Raw genomic sequence first — 14,088 nt, 5'->3', positions numbered from 1 at the left:
TTTCAAGCTATTCTGACTGAATTCCAAGAATCTCACGAATTTCCTCAACCGATAAACTGGATCGTGTTTCCGTTCCATCTAAAATCGTTGAGACCAAGTGTCTTTTGGAAGCTTGTAGTTCTTGGATTTTTTCTTCAATCGTACCACGAGTAATCATGCGGTAAACTTCAACATTTTGTTCCTGTCCCATTCGATGGGCACGTCCAATAGCCTGGTCTTCCACTGCAGGATTCCACCACAAATCGACTAAGATGACCGTATCGGCACCAGTGAGGTTCAATCCAACCCCTCCAGCCTTCAGAGAAATGAGAAAAGCATGGCGCTCACCTGCATTAAAAGCATTGGTCATTTCTTGACGATCTTTAGCGGGAGTGGATCCCGTGATTTTAAAGGAGGTCATGCCAAGCTGGTCAATCTCCTGCTCTAGGATATCCAGCATGCCTCTAAATTGAGAGAAGATCAAAACCCGGTGTTCGCCATCCTTGATTTGACCCAAAAGATCTCGAAGGCTCTCCAATTTCCCACTATCTCCCTGATAGTCTTCCATAAAGAGGGCGGGGGTATCACAGATTTGGCGAAGGCGCATGAGACCCGAGAGAATTTCCACCTTGCTCCGATTTAGTTCTTCCTCACTAGAGGTTCGAACCCGATCTTGAATTTGTTTTAATTGAGCCAAATAGATCGTTTTTTGACTTTCATCCAACTCATTGTGATAGGTTGTTTCAATCAAGTCCGGTAATTCTTGGAGCACTTCATCTTTTTTCCGTCTCATGACGAAAGGTTTGACAAATCGCGCAATGGTCTCAGGACTCAATTTTTGAAATTCTTTTTTAGCTGGGAAGAGCCCTGGAAGGACAATTTGGAAAATGGACCAGAGTTCACCCACATGGTTTTCAATCGGTGTCCCAGATAAGGCAAACACGTGCGGAACCTCAAAACCACGTAAGTGTTGGGCAATCTTGGTTTGGGCATTTTTCATGACCTGGGCTTCATCTAGAATCAAGTACTCATACTGGTTCTTCTGGTATTCCTCCACATCTTGACGGAAAGAAGCGTAACTAGTGATAACCACCTGTGGATTGGTTGCAATAAGTTCATCTCGGTGCTGCTTGAGACCGTATACGACTGCCACTTCCATCTTAGGAGCGAATTTTGAAAATTCTTGTTTCCAGTTGTAGATGAGACTAGATGGAGCTAGAATCAAGATTTTAGTTTCTTTTTTTGCAACACTGGTCAAAAAGGAAATGGTCTGCAGAGTTTTCCCAAGCCCCATATCATCCGCTAAAATACCACCAAAACCATAATGATTTAGCATGGAGAACCATTTGACCCCTGTTTCTTGGTAATCCCTCAGGGTCGCTTGGATTGTCATCTGAGGGAGTTGGTAATCTTCTGGATGAGTCAGATCATGAGCCAAATTTTGAAAGTCTTCTGAAAAATGAACATTGTCTTGATCTGCTAACAAATCAGCTAGCTGATAAGCAGCAATCCGGCGGGCTTGTAGTTTCCCACCCTTGCTCATTTTCGCCCGCAGATCTGCTAAGGCTCGACTGATCTTCTTGGTTTCTTCATCAAAAACAAGAACCTTCCCTGTATGGCTGACAAAATAGTCTTTTTGCCCTACTAGAGCTTTGAGGACCTGGTCCACTTCGGCTGGATCCACACTTTCAAAGTCAAAACCGATCTCCAGTAGACTGCCATTGGTTTTAACATCAATTTTTGGACGCTCCACTTGATAAAGATCTAAAAGGCTATCAGAGAGGGTAACCTCTCCTAAGGCTTCAAAAGTCGGGATCTGTTGGTGAAAGAATGGATAGATTTGCTCACTTGATAAAGGACTTCTTTGGGAAGAAAAGTCGTCTGTAAAACCTGCTACTAGCATGGTTGAAAAGACTTCTTGCTCCTTATCGAAATCACTAGAATAAGGAAGATTGAGAAGTTCCTCACGCGTGGTCACCACACGATCCTGGTATTGAAAGACAACATCCAGTAATACAGTCTGATCCTGTGCTAGATCAAAATGAAATTCCGGAGTGAAATCGTGGATTAAAAAGCTGGTCGGGGCTGTTATTTGTCCCAGTTTTTTGAACTCTTTTAAACTATAGGAAAGCTTTGTTTGGTCCGTTGGATCAAAATGCAGGCGTTTTTTTCGATCTTGATCCATTGGTAAGTCTTGAATCGCCTTCCATAAGGTCCGCTGTTGGGGCGTCAGGTGATAGAAGACACCATTTCGAAACAGGTAAACAGCAGACTCGACAACCTTCACTTGTGGCTCAGTAATGATCAATTCGTAAAAATCACCATGGTCTTCCACCTGAAAATGAAAGAGATCTTCCTCCCCATGGACATCCTGAAAATAGACTTCAGAAAAATCATACAAGCTGTATTGCAAGAGGAAGGAATCCAAATTCATTAGTAATTCTACAGCTTCTTCAAAGAGAGTCGGTGGAAAATAAAGATGGCGCCCAGCATTGGGAAAGAAATCTTGCTCTTTCGAGCCACTATCTGTGACCAAGCCTTGTAGGAAATTGATCACATCCTGACTAGGTCCATCAAATTCTAAGTAAGAAATAGGTTCATAGTAACTTTTGCCAATTGCAAAGTGGCCTTCTTTCTGAAGGGTCTGCAAAAAAGCTAGCACATCTCTGATCACATAAGAACGCTCGTCTGGCAAGCGACGAATGCGAAGGGTCCACAAGAATTGACCAGAGTATTCATCCTCCTGCCCAACTGCCGATAAGACATAGCGTGTTTCTTTTTTTTCGATTTTTGGAAGGACCTGGTCTAAAAACAAACTTCCAAAAGAGACCTTCTCCTGCGTTTCTTCAGTCGCCGTGGCATCTTCTTCAAGGCTTGTAAGAGCTGCTTTCCCACTGTCATCATTCTTCAAAAAAGCTTCCACAGCTGCTAGATGTGTACAGAATTTTTTCTTTTGAAAGAAAGCACAGCTACAAAAAACAGCATCGTCGTCCAAACTGTACCGCAAGCTTTCTTCTTCCACCCGAAAATATAGGTATTTTTCTTTTACTTCCTGAAGGGAAACTTTCCCAGCTTCATAGAGAAGGCTCCCTTGTGAACGAACCTTCCCAGGAATTAATTTTGCCATGTTTACCACCTTAGATTAATCCCTTTATTATACCATATTTAAGCAAAAATTAGAAAAAATAGTTATCATCTTGAAAGGATTTTAGCCCGTTTTTCACCTGATTTCGTAATAGAGTTACCTCAATCAGCTATCCATGATTTTTCTCTTTTAACCGTCTGAGCGAACAATAGACAGAATAGCTAAATAGAGAGGAGAAAGATCCCGATAGCCCACAAAAAATACGACCTATTTTTTAATAAATCCCCAACAATAGGATCAAGAGCTCCAAGCTTACGATCGAACCGAGAAACAAGAGATACAGATAGATTTTAAATAATAAGTACACAAACCTAAAGCTCTCATGATCTTCATGAGTTTACTCTTCTCAACCTTAAAAAAAGCTAAGGAATAAAGCATATCCGGACTATGATACTACGCATCTGACTATCCTCCACTTCATTTTACCAGCTTATTAAAAAAAGCAACGCTTATGCGCTACTTTTAGTTGTTTTCATAGTTGGAAGGATGAGCATTTTATCATTTGAAATATCCTTCTCCACTTTGATCCATTTGTCTCGTATTCCCTACTTCCGTTTTCGCGCAATCAAATGGATTGGAGTTCCTTCAAAAACAAAGGCCTTGCGAATTTGGTTCTCCAAGAAACGGAGGTATGAGAAGTGCATCAGTTCTTCTTCGTTAACAAAGACCACAAAAGTTGGCGGCTTGGTTGCCACTTGTGTCGCATAGAAGATCTTGAGACGTTTTCCTTTGTCGGTCGGCGTTGGATTAATGGCAATGGCATCCATAATCACATCGTTCAAGACAGCTGAAGGAATCCGTGTATTTTGACTCTCACTGATCTGTTTGATCATCTCTGGCAACTTGTGCAAGCGTTGTTTGGTCAAGGCAGAGACAAAAACAATCGGCGCATAAGAAAGGTATTGGAATTGATCGCGAATATCATCTTCCCACTGCTTCATGGTATGGTTGTCTTTTTCAATAGTATCCCATTTATTGACAACAATGATCATACCTTTACCAGCTTCATGAGCAAAGCCAGCGATCCGCTTGTCATACTCCCGAATTCCTTCTTCGGCATTAATAACCATCAAAACCACATCTGAACGGTCGATGGCACGCATGGCACGCATGACAGAATATTTCTCAGTGTTTTCATAGATTTTACCAGATTTGCGCATACCGGCTGTATCGATCATGGTAAATTCTTGGCCATCTGCATCGGTAAAATGGGTATCGATGGCATCCCGTGTAGTTCCAGCAACAGGGCTTGCGATGACCCGGTCTTCTCCAAGGATCGCGTTGATCAAGCTTGATTTCCCAACATTTGGGCGACCAATCAAGCTAAATTTGATGATATCTGGATTTTCTTCTTCTGTGTCATTCGGAAGGTTTTCGATGATGGCATCGAGCACATCCCCAGTTCCGATCCCGTGGACAGAGGAGACCGGTAGTGGCTCACCCAGTCCCAAGGCATAAAAGTCATAGATATCATTGCGCATCTCTGGGTTATCCACCTTGTTGACTGCAAGAATCACCGGTTTATGGGTCTTATACAAGATACGAGTGACATATTCATCCGCATCCGTGATCCCTTCTTTTCCAGAAACAACAAAGACGATCACATCTGCTTCGTCCATAGCAATTTCTGCTTGATGCTTAATTTGCTCCATAAATGGGGCATCTACGTCATCAATCCCCCCCGTATCAATGATACTAAATTTTCGATTCAACCACTCAGCTGTTGCATAAATGCGGTCACGAGTGACTCCTTCTACATCCTCAACGATGGAAATCCGCTCACCGGCAATCCGGTTAAAGAGTGTAGATTTTCCGACATTGGGACGGCCTACAATCGCAATAGTTGGTAGGGCCATGATTTCCTCTTTTCTAATGAAAGGCGAGACCTCGGTTCAAGAACGCCTCTCTTCATTTCATAATAGTTTGTGTTTTTCTAGTAGTTTTTTGGTCTCTTCTTGTTCAGGTTGACCAAATTGAGCTGCAAGACGCTCGCTCCAGCTGTCGGTTGCACGCGCTCCAGCATAATCTGCCTGAACCTTGTCATAGGCAGTCACAACTGATAGGTCTTGTTCTTGGTATTCTTCTTCAAAAGCAACCTGCTCCAACGGCAAGCGTGGTTTCACCGCATGCTGCTGATTAGGTACTCCGAGAGCAATCCCAAAAACAGGATAGGTATAGTCTGGCAGACGGAAGAGTTCTGCGACTTCTTCTGAACAGTAGCGCAACATGCCGATAATCACTCCACCATAGCCGAGACTTTCAGCTGCCAATAGTGTATTTTGAGCTGCTAGAGCCGCATCCACTGAGGTGATCAGTAAGTTGTCCACACCTTCAGGATGAAAATCCTGCTCATGAAGTTTGACAGCTTTTTCAGCACGGTTTAAATCCCCAACAAAGAGAAGAAAGACGGCTGATTGGCGAATCGCTTCTTGAGGAAGCAAGTCGTAAAGAGCTTCTTTCTTTTCCTTGCTTTTGACCACAATCACAGAATAAGACTGAAAGTTTTTCCAACTTGATGCCATCTGCCCAGCTGATAAAATTTCCTTGAGGTCAGCTTCTTTGATGGCTTCTTCCTTAAAACGTCGAACAGAAAAATGAGATTTCATTAAACGGATGGTTTCATTCATCGGCGATTGACTCCTTCCAGATGGATTTCCTTGGCTAAAAATTTCACGCGCTCCATGACACGTTTGGCCTGCCAGGTTTCATCTCCATTGCGCGAAGCCGCAAAATGACGTTCCAACTCTTCAAAATTAAAGTTAGAAGTAAAGAAGGTTGGGAGATTTTCCTGCATTCGGTGCTGCAAAATCACTTGTAAGATTTCATCTCGCACCCAGGCTGACATCTGTTCCGCACCGATATCATCGAGAATTAAAATTTCGGCTTTTTTCACCTGATCGACGGTTTCTTTGACCAAGCCTGAACTGATGGCATTTTTAACATCGATAGCAAAACTTGGAAAATGAAGTAGGGTAGTAGAGGCCTGGCGTTTTTCGGATAAATCATGAGCCAAGGCTGCCATCATGTAGCTCTTTCCTACTCCAAAATCACCATAGAGGTAGATCCCCTTTTGATATTCAGGATAGTTGGCCACAAAATTGGCTAATTCTTCAAAGGCCTCAAATCGTCCCTTATCATCGAGCTCTACCTTAGCTAGACTCGCCTCTTTCAAGGTTGAAGGGAGATTGATCAAGTTGAGACGTTGGTTGATCGCAGCTCGTTTTTGGGCTTCGATTAACTCCGGTGTTTCCTCATAAGCGACATCCGCATAGCCTTCATTCATGGTGAGGATGGGCTTATAACCTTTGGCAATATAATCCGGATCTCCCAATAAGAAACGGTTGCGTTCACTAATGTATTGATTAAATTTTGAAATACTCCGTCGAATTTCTTGTTCAGACAAAGACTGGTCCTTGATAAAGGCAGCCACTTCTTGGTCTGCCAAGATCTGTGCGACCAAATCCTCATAGTTAAATTGACGCGCACGGTTCATGTGAGACATTGTTTGACCTACACTTTCCATCTACTCACCTCCTTGATTCAGTTTTTCTAACAGGCGTTGTTTCTCTTTAGCAAGATCCACCTTTTCTGCTTGACTGGTTTGATTTTGATAGTTTGGTTGGCTCCACTTGGGAACATTGCTGTGCTTGCTCTTGGCTGATGTAGGACTCGTTCCCTTGTTTCCTTGAGCCTTAGCTTGTTCCTGGCGTTCTCGAACTTTTAAAATCGCCAGTTCTGCACTGTTGACCCCTTGATAAGAAAAATCATTTCCTACCTTCAAAGCATACTTTTCATTGAGATTAGCAGACTGGGTCTTATTAAAGGTCAACAATAAGATGATATTGATCACCTCATCTAATAAGCCTAGATCAGCTAACTTGGATAAAGTCTTGCGTTCGCTCTGAGTAATGGTCGCATTGCGCGCCTTCTTAATCTCTGCTAGAAATTGTAGGCTTGATTTTGCCTTAGCTTCCCTCAGAATGGTTTCTTCCTGACGGCTATAGGACATGCGGGGTTGCTCTTGGCTCGCCTGAGCCAACTTTTGCTTCATTCTCTTTGGAGAGACAATCCGGTCTACAGCCGTTTCTTTTGCTAGGAGATAGGTTTCATACCAGGTCCATTGTTGTTCTTCTGCGATGGCAAAGAGGGCTAAGGTTGCTTCTCCTTCATCCGCAAAACGAAGTCCATCACGCCCCATCATTCGCTTAAACATCTCCATATCAAACTGCTGTTTCTTGCTTGGAAGAACGGTCGCCTCCCCAACATTTAGTCCAAAGACTTGCGAGAAGGAAACTTGCCGTCTAGTCCCTAAAGAGTGTGCTGGGAGCAGATCCTCCACGGCCTTTTCCCCAATTTTCTTTTCAAGTAAGCGTTTAAAAACAGCATTTGAAAAAAATTGTTCTGCCTCAAGAGGAGCATGTAACTGAATGGTGATCCCAACTTCTTCCTCATAGAGATCGAGCAAACCCATGGCAATTAAACGATCAAAGGCTAGTAGCAACTGTGGAAATCCTATATTCAAGTGATTGAGGATTTGAGCAAGTAAATATTGTTTTTCACCCTGATCATAAGAGGCCAGCAGATAACGATAAACTGCTACCGTTTCCGTCTCCAAAATAGGCAGGTAATACTGCTCCAATGCAGCCCCTGCCGGTGGAAGAAGATTATTTTTTAAAAATGCGAAAGGCGTATTGGGCTTCATCTATTTTTCCTTTTTCTTCTTGGTTCCCTTCGTAATTTGTTTCAAGAGGGTCTCTAACTCACCGACATCCTTGAAACTCCGGTAAACACTTGCAAAACGGACATAGGTAATCTCATCTAGATCTGCTAACTCATCCATAACCAAAGAACCAATATACTCACTGTTAATTTCATTATCACTTTGGCTGCGAACCTTTTGCTCGATCCGGTTTACAATTTCTTCGATTTCGTCACTAGAAACCGGCCGTTTTTGAGCTGAGCGGATAATACCATTAAAGATTTTATCACGAGAAAATTGCTCGCGTGTCCCATCTTTTTTGACGACCACTAGGGTCCGCTCTTCCACTCGTTCGTAGGTAGTAAAGCGATAATGGCATTCTTCGCATTCCCTGCGACGACGGATGGTGTTCCCATCTTCAGCTTGTCGACTATCCACCACACTAGACTTACTTCCACCACATTTTGGACAACGCATTTGCTACCTCCTTAAACTGTTTTAACACTTCATTTTACCATAAATTGAATCGTAAAGAAAGCAGAAGAACAGGAGAATCCTCTATGCTTGCTCCTCATTGATCCATAAAAAAGAGTCGAAGGACGATTGAATAAAATCGTTTTCCTTTCGACTCTCCATTTATATTAAAGCGATAATTCAGCTTCTAAGCCATAGTGATCACTGACATGGGGTTTATTTTGACCATCAAAAATGACATGTAGACGCTGGATGTCCCATTCTGGACTTGCAAAGACGTAATCGATTCGCAATGGAACTTGATTGTCCGTCCAGCCATCGATTCCAGGTCCTACAGTATAAGTCCCCTTTGTTTCTTTGGCTTCAATAAAGCTGTCTTGAAGCTTAAGGGAACTGGATAGAATCGTCTCATACCCTTCTTGACCAGCAGGATTATTGAAATCACCAGCTAGAATAAAGGGTTTGCCTACTTGGCTGAAGTAGTTCTCAATGCGTGGCCACTCAAATTGGAAACCTTTGTCCCACCAAGAAAGATGGACGCTGGCAACAGCAATCTCTTTGCCATCTACACTTGTATGGGCAACGGCTACTCGACGAGTATGGTAGTCCGTTGGATCATCCATATTGGATACCAAAATCTCATCCGCCTTCAAGGGTTGACGCGAAAGAACGGCCACACCCTCATTGAGGTGATCATAGCCAATATGGTTGTAGGCCCAAGTCCAATAATAGTGGAGTCCATGAGCAGCTAACTCTTCTACCAATACGCGAACAAAGTGATCCTTGTGAATCGCTACAGATGATGGCAAAGCTTGATAATACTCATCTGTTTCGACTGTTTCTGAGGCCATTTCTTGATTGACCTCTTGGAAACAGATCACATCATATTGCGCTTCTAAAATTTGTTCCTTGAGGGTTTCAAATTTTTGCTGAGCATTCTCTTCCATCCAACTATGGGAATTTAATGTTAAAAATTTCATCCCCTGATTTCTCCTTCTCTCCAAATCAAGAAACGGCAAGAGGCCGGGTGCACTGCCCCAACCTCATTTTCTTTGCCGACGTCTCTTATAATTCTACTGTTGCAACTGGCGCATTTGCTGCCAATTTACCAGTATGTTCGACCTTAACGGATTTAATCGCATCTGCATTTGTGAAGACAACAATTGTTGAAGTTTCACGACCAGCTGCACGGATTGCATCAAGGTCTGCTTCCACCAAGAGGTCTCCAGCAGCCACTGTTTGACCTTCAGAAACTTTAACCTCAAATGGTTTTCCTTCAAGACTAACAGTATCTAGACCGATGTGAACCAAGACTTCCAAACCATTATCTGTTACCAAACCAAGGGCATGTTTGGTTGGGAAGACACTAGTAACTTTACCAGCAACTGGTGAAACGATGTGGCCATTTTCAGGCTCAACCGCAAATCCGTCACCCATCATTTTTTGTGAGAATACAGGATCTTTCACATCTTCGATGTTGATCACTTCACCATCTGCAACAGAGTTAACTTCATCAGTTACCCCTTTAAAGGTTGCTTCAGCCTTTTGAACTGCTGTCATTTGGCTAGGAAGTGTTTCAGGAATGACTTCACCTGAATCAAGAACGTCTTGGATATCAGATTTCAATACGTCAGCTTTAGGTCCGTAGATCGCTTGGACCCCTTGTCCTTTCATGACAAGACCCATAGCGCCTTCAGCTTTCCATTGTTCTTCTGTTCCGACTTTTTCAGCGTCCTTAACGGTTACACGAAGACGAGTCATACATGCGTCAACGTCGACGATGTTAGCACGTCCACCAAGTAAGTTGATAATGTTAATGACTTGTGAGCTTGCTGAGCTTGTAGCAGCACCTGCTGCTGCACCATCTCCTGCAGGGGCATCATCATTTTGTTCATAGTTACCGTTACGTCCTGGAGTTGCATAATTGAATTTCTTAATCATGAAGTTAGCAATGAAGTACATGATAAAGGCAAAGAGGACTGTTACCCATACAAAGTTAAAGATATCTAATGCCAAACCAGCGTTGATGGCCATTGGGGTACGTGTCAAGAACTCGATTGAACCGAATGAGTGGACACGAAGGTTAACCAAGTCAGCCATTGCAAAGGCAGCACCTTGAACAAGAGCATAGATGATGTACAATGGTGTAGCAATAAACATGAACATGTATTCAATTGGTTCTGTTACACCTGTCAAGAATGTTGCAAGGGCAGTTGCAAAAAGCATCCCTTTGTATTTTTCTTTTTTATCTGGATCCACATTGCGGTAGATGGCAACCACGATCCCCATCAAAATACCAAATGATCCGATCATTTGACCAACTTTGAAACGAGCTGGTGTGTAGGCATGAAGCAAGTGTTGGTATTGGCTAGGATCAGCTTTCTTCAAGTTAACAAGGTCTGTTACCCAAGCCAACCAAAGTGGATCTTGTCCAAATACAGTTGTTCCTTTGGCAGCACCTGTAAGAACTTGGTAGCTACCACCCAATTGAGTATAGTTGATTGGAATAGTCAACATGTGGTGAAGACCAAACGGCAAGAGAAGACGTTCCAAGGTACCAAACAAGAATGGTGCCAATACTGGAGCTGTTGATTGTGAGTTGGCGATCCAAACACCAAATCCATTAATTCCTGATTGAACTACTGGCCACAAGGCTGACAAAACCAAGGCTGTAAGAGCTGAACGAACGATAACAACGAATGGTACAAAGCGTTTCCCGTTGAAGAAAGAAAGGGCTTCTGGGAGTTTACGGTAGTTGTAGTATTTATTGAAGGCAGTTGCTCCAACAAAACCTGAGATAATCCCTACAAATACCCCCATATTAAGGGCTGGTGCTTCAAGAACACTGATGAAATAATCCGCAACTTTAATCGATCCACCGAAGATTGTGTGAACCGTTGCAGATTTATCAGCTAACATTGCAGATGTCACTCCGAAAACTGCACCGGTAATACGGTTAATTAAGATGAAAGAGAGACCAGCTGCAAAGGCACCTCCTGCACGTTCTTTGGCCCAGCTACCACCGATAGCAAGGGCAAAGAGGATGTGAAGGTTTCCGATAACCCCCCAACCGATTTGTTCGAGAATTCCACCTGTAATAACAAGTGGAGATAAATTCGGGTTGATCATAGGGATAGATTTCCCGATTGAAATCATCAACCCAGCCGCTGGCATGACAGCGATAACGACCATCAAGGCCTTACCGAACTTCTGCCAGAATTCAAAGCTAAATAAACTTTTGAATGATCCTTTGTTCATCATTCAACCTCCTTATATTGTTTAAGGCTTTGTTTTAAGAAAACGTTTGCGCTTAATTTGTTTCTAGTATACCATATTTTAAAAATTTGTAAAGCCTTACATTCATTTTTTTCTCCAAATTTTATCTTTTTTTATCTTTTTTAAGCCAAATTCTTTTTAAAACTCATTCTTTTTCGACGCAAACGTTTCCCTTGAAGTATAAAAATATTCGAACCCTCTAAGGGTTCGAATATTTTATTCTAATGCGTCTTGCATGGCATAGCCAATCCCACGAACGGTCTTAATATAGCTTTTTTGACCTGGTAGATCAATTTTGCCACGAAGATACCGGATATAGACGTCAACAATATTAGTCTCACCTGTACTCTCGTACTTCCAGACACTCTCCAATAACTGATCTCGTGTCACCACTCCTTTGCTTCCCATCAAGGTCGCCAAGAGGTCGTATTCTCTGCGGGTCAAACTAATCATGTCTTTCCCACGATAGACGGTATGGTGTTCCACATCAATGCGCAAATTGCGGTATGACGTTGGGATTTTCATCTGGCTACAATGTTGGTCAATATAATCACGTCCTCTAAAAATGGCTGTGATCTTATCTACCAAATCGCTGATAATAAAGGGTTTGACCATATAGGAAACAGCAAAGCGCTGAATACTCTCTTTGTGCTCAGCAATTTTTTCGCGGCTATCCAAAACAATCAAAACAGAAGCTGGGCGAATCCGACTGATTTCCTCTGCGAATGTTTCACCAGACATATCTGACAAATCGTAATTAAACAAGATCAGATCATATTTGGTCGCAGCAATCAAAGCCAGACCCGCTTTTCCATCCTCGACCACATCAACTTGGTACCCTTCTTTTTGAAGTTCCAAATCAATGAAGCGAGCGATTTGCTTCTCATTTTCTACTAGTAGAACTCGTTTGACCATAGAGCAAGATTATTTTTCGTCGTACCAAGAATAGTGGAAGGTACCTTCTTTGTCTTTACGTTTATATGTGTGAGCACCAAAGTAGTCACGTTGTGCTTGGATCAAGTTCGCTGGAAGATCCGCTGAACGGTAGCTATCGAAGTAAGTGATGGCTGCTGAGAAGGTTGGTACAGGTACACCTGCTTGAACAGCAAGAGCTACAATGTCACGAACTGATTGTTGGTACTTAGCAGTGACATCCAAGAAGTACTCATCCAATAGAAGGTTAGCAAGATCTGCATCGCGGTTGTAAGCATCTGTGATCTTTTGCAAGAAACGAGAACGGATGATACATCCATCGCGCCAGATAGATGCGATGTCCGCAAATGGCAAGTTCCAGTTGTTTTCTTTAGAAGCAACACGCAATTGCGCAAAACCTTGTGCGTAAGAGATGATTTTTGAGAAGTAAAGGGCTTGACGAATTTTTTCGATCAACTCAGCCTTGTCTCCTTCAAATTTGAATGCAGCTGGTTTTGGAAGAACCTTGCTAGCGTGTACACGTTCTTCTTTGTAGGCAGAGATGTAACGAGCAAATACTGACTCAGTGATGAGTGACAATGGTACACCAAGGTCAAGCGCTGATTGGCTAGTCCATTTACCAGTTCCTTTGTTTCCTGCAGCGTCCAAGATGTAGTCTACGATTGGTCCATCTTGACCTTCATCGTCTTTGCGTTTCAAGATATCAGCTGTGATTTCAATCAAGTAGCTGTCCAATTCACCCTTGTTCCATTCAGTGAAGATTTCAGCCATGTCTTCTGCAGAAAGGCCAAGCAAGTGTTGCATGAGGTCATAGCTTTCTGCGATCAATTGCATATCCCCGTACTCGATCCCGTTGTGGACCATTTTCACGTAGTGACCAGCTCCATCAGGACCGATGTAAGTCACACATGGTTTCCCATCTTCAGGCGCTTTTGCAGAGATTTCTTCAAGAACGTCAGCTACCAAGTCATATGCTTCTTTTTGTCCACCAGGCATGATAGAAGGACCTTCAAGGGCACCTTTTTCACCACCAGATACACCTGTACCGATAAAGTTAATCCCTGAGTTCGCCAACTCTTCGTTCCGACGGATGGTATCTTTGTAGAAAGTATTTCCTCCGTCAATCAAGATATCGCCTTTATCCAAATGTGGAAGAAGGGCTTGGATGGTTGCATCTGTACCAGGTCCTGCTTGAACCATGAGCATAATACGACGTGGTTTTTCGATAGAGTTTACGAAGCTTTCGATATCATAGCTAGGTACAAAATTTTTATCAGGATGGCAAGCAATCACATCTTCCGTTTTTTCTTTACTACGGTTAAAAATGGCAACTGTGTAGCCACGAGATTCGATATTAAGGGCAAGGTTACGACCCATTACGGCCATACCAACAACACCAAAGTTTGCTTTAGTCATGTGACACTCCTCTTTATAGTTTGCCTATATTCTACCATTTTTTGACATCAAATGAAAGCAGAAAATAGCTTCCCACTTCTCCAAGAGCGAGAAGATCATGCAAGTCATTTGATCTTAAAAACAAAAGTGCCCGAGAAACAGTTCTCAGACACTTCCTTATGAATGG

At 42.7% G+C, this 14,088-nt stretch carries 10 protein-coding genes; all 10 read right to left on the bottom strand.

Translation table 11 applies throughout. The features are described 5' to 3' along the window. Positions 1-7: 7 nt before the first annotated feature. Entirely contained in the window at positions 8-3,106 is a 3,099-nt protein-coding gene (locus AC6IZR_RS02915; RefSeq protein WP_497848759.1) for a pilus expression-regulating Snf2 family helicase, read from the bottom strand. A gap of 563 nt (positions 3,107-3,669) precedes the next feature. Continuing rightward, complete coding sequence (der, locus tag AC6IZR_RS02910) at positions 3,670-4,980, bottom strand: ribosome biogenesis GTPase Der (protein ID WP_031575509.1); 1,311 nt, start codon at positions 4,978-4,980, stop codon at positions 3,670-3,672. Between the two features lie 57 nt (positions 4,981-5,037). After that, positions 5,038-5,751, bottom strand: a complete 714-nt coding sequence (locus AC6IZR_RS02905) for a nitroreductase family protein (RefSeq protein WP_070466415.1) — start codon at positions 5,749-5,751, stop codon at positions 5,038-5,040. After that, entirely contained in the window at positions 5,748-6,647 is a 900-nt protein-coding gene (gene dnaI, locus AC6IZR_RS02900; RefSeq protein WP_003008404.1) for a primosomal protein DnaI, read from the bottom strand. The genes AC6IZR_RS02905 and dnaI overlap by 4 nt, the downstream gene beginning before the upstream one ends. After that, positions 6,648-7,826, bottom strand: coding sequence for a replication initiation and membrane attachment family protein (locus AC6IZR_RS02895; protein ID WP_497848758.1), 1,179 nt, complete (start codon positions 7,824-7,826; stop codon positions 6,648-6,650). It abuts the gene before it with no gap. Further along, a complete protein-coding gene (gene nrdR / locus AC6IZR_RS02890; RefSeq protein ID WP_003005476.1) occupies positions 7,827-8,300 on the bottom strand; it encodes a transcriptional regulator NrdR in 474 nt (157 codons plus the stop codon). Positions 8,301-8,464: 164 nt separating this feature from the next. Beyond that, the gene (locus tag AC6IZR_RS02885; protein ID WP_070586988.1) at positions 8,465-9,277 is read right to left on the bottom strand and encodes an endonuclease/exonuclease/phosphatase family protein; all 813 of its coding nucleotides are present in this window, start codon (positions 9,275-9,277) and stop codon (positions 8,465-8,467) included. A gap of 85 nt (positions 9,278-9,362) precedes the next feature. Next, positions 9,363-11,555 (bottom strand): PTS transporter subunit IIBC, encoded by a 2,193-nt coding sequence (locus AC6IZR_RS02880; protein ID WP_480992721.1) that lies wholly within the window; start codon positions 11,553-11,555, stop codon positions 9,363-9,365. Positions 11,556-11,789: 234 nt separating this feature from the next. Further along, positions 11,790-12,488 (bottom strand): response regulator transcription factor, encoded by a 699-nt coding sequence (locus AC6IZR_RS02875; protein WP_021153723.1) that lies wholly within the window; start codon positions 12,486-12,488, stop codon positions 11,790-11,792. 9 nt (positions 12,489-12,497) lie between these two features. Beyond that, on the bottom strand, positions 12,498-13,922 hold the full coding sequence (gene gnd, locus AC6IZR_RS02870) for an NADP-dependent phosphogluconate dehydrogenase (protein ID WP_150906446.1): 1,425 nt from the start codon (positions 13,920-13,922) through the stop codon (positions 12,498-12,500). Between the last annotated feature and the right edge of the window lie 166 nt (positions 13,923-14,088).

This window comes from Streptococcus mobilis, assembly GCF_059727625.1.
The sequence above is the reverse complement of the archived record's forward strand: the minus strand, read 5'-3'. Positions and strand labels throughout refer to the sequence as shown.

Excerpts from the sequence above, each read along its gene's own strand:
- AC6IZR_RS02915 (WP_497848759.1), bottom strand. The coding sequence starts at position 3,106 with ATGGCAAAATTAATTCCTGGGAAGGTTCGTTCACAAGGGAGCCTTCTC.
- der (WP_031575509.1), bottom strand. The coding sequence starts at position 4,980 with ATGGCCCTACCAACTATTGCGATTGTAGGCCGTCCCAATGTCGGAAAA.
- AC6IZR_RS02905 (WP_070466415.1), bottom strand. The coding sequence starts at position 5,751 with ATGAATGAAACCATCCGTTTAATGAAATCTCATTTTTCTGTTCGACGT.
- dnaI (WP_003008404.1), bottom strand. The coding sequence starts at position 6,647 with ATGGAAAGTGTAGGTCAAACAATGTCTCACATGAACCGTGCGCGTCAA.
- AC6IZR_RS02895 (WP_497848758.1), bottom strand. The coding sequence starts at position 7,826 with ATGAAGCCCAATACGCCTTTCGCATTTTTAAAAAATAATCTTCTTCCA.
- nrdR (WP_003005476.1), bottom strand. The coding sequence starts at position 8,300 with ATGCGTTGTCCAAAATGTGGTGGAAGTAAGTCTAGTGTGGTGGATAGT.
- AC6IZR_RS02885 (WP_070586988.1), bottom strand. The coding sequence starts at position 9,277 with ATGAAATTTTTAACATTAAATTCCCATAGTTGGATGGAAGAGAATGCT.
- AC6IZR_RS02880 (WP_480992721.1), bottom strand. The coding sequence starts at position 11,555 with ATGAACAAAGGATCATTCAAAAGTTTATTTAGCTTTGAATTCTGGCAG.
- AC6IZR_RS02875 (WP_021153723.1), bottom strand. The coding sequence starts at position 12,488 with ATGGTCAAACGAGTTCTACTAGTAGAAAATGAGAAGCAAATCGCTCGC.
- gnd (WP_150906446.1), bottom strand. The coding sequence starts at position 13,922 with ATGACTAAAGCAAACTTTGGTGTTGTTGGTATGGCCGTAATGGGTCGT.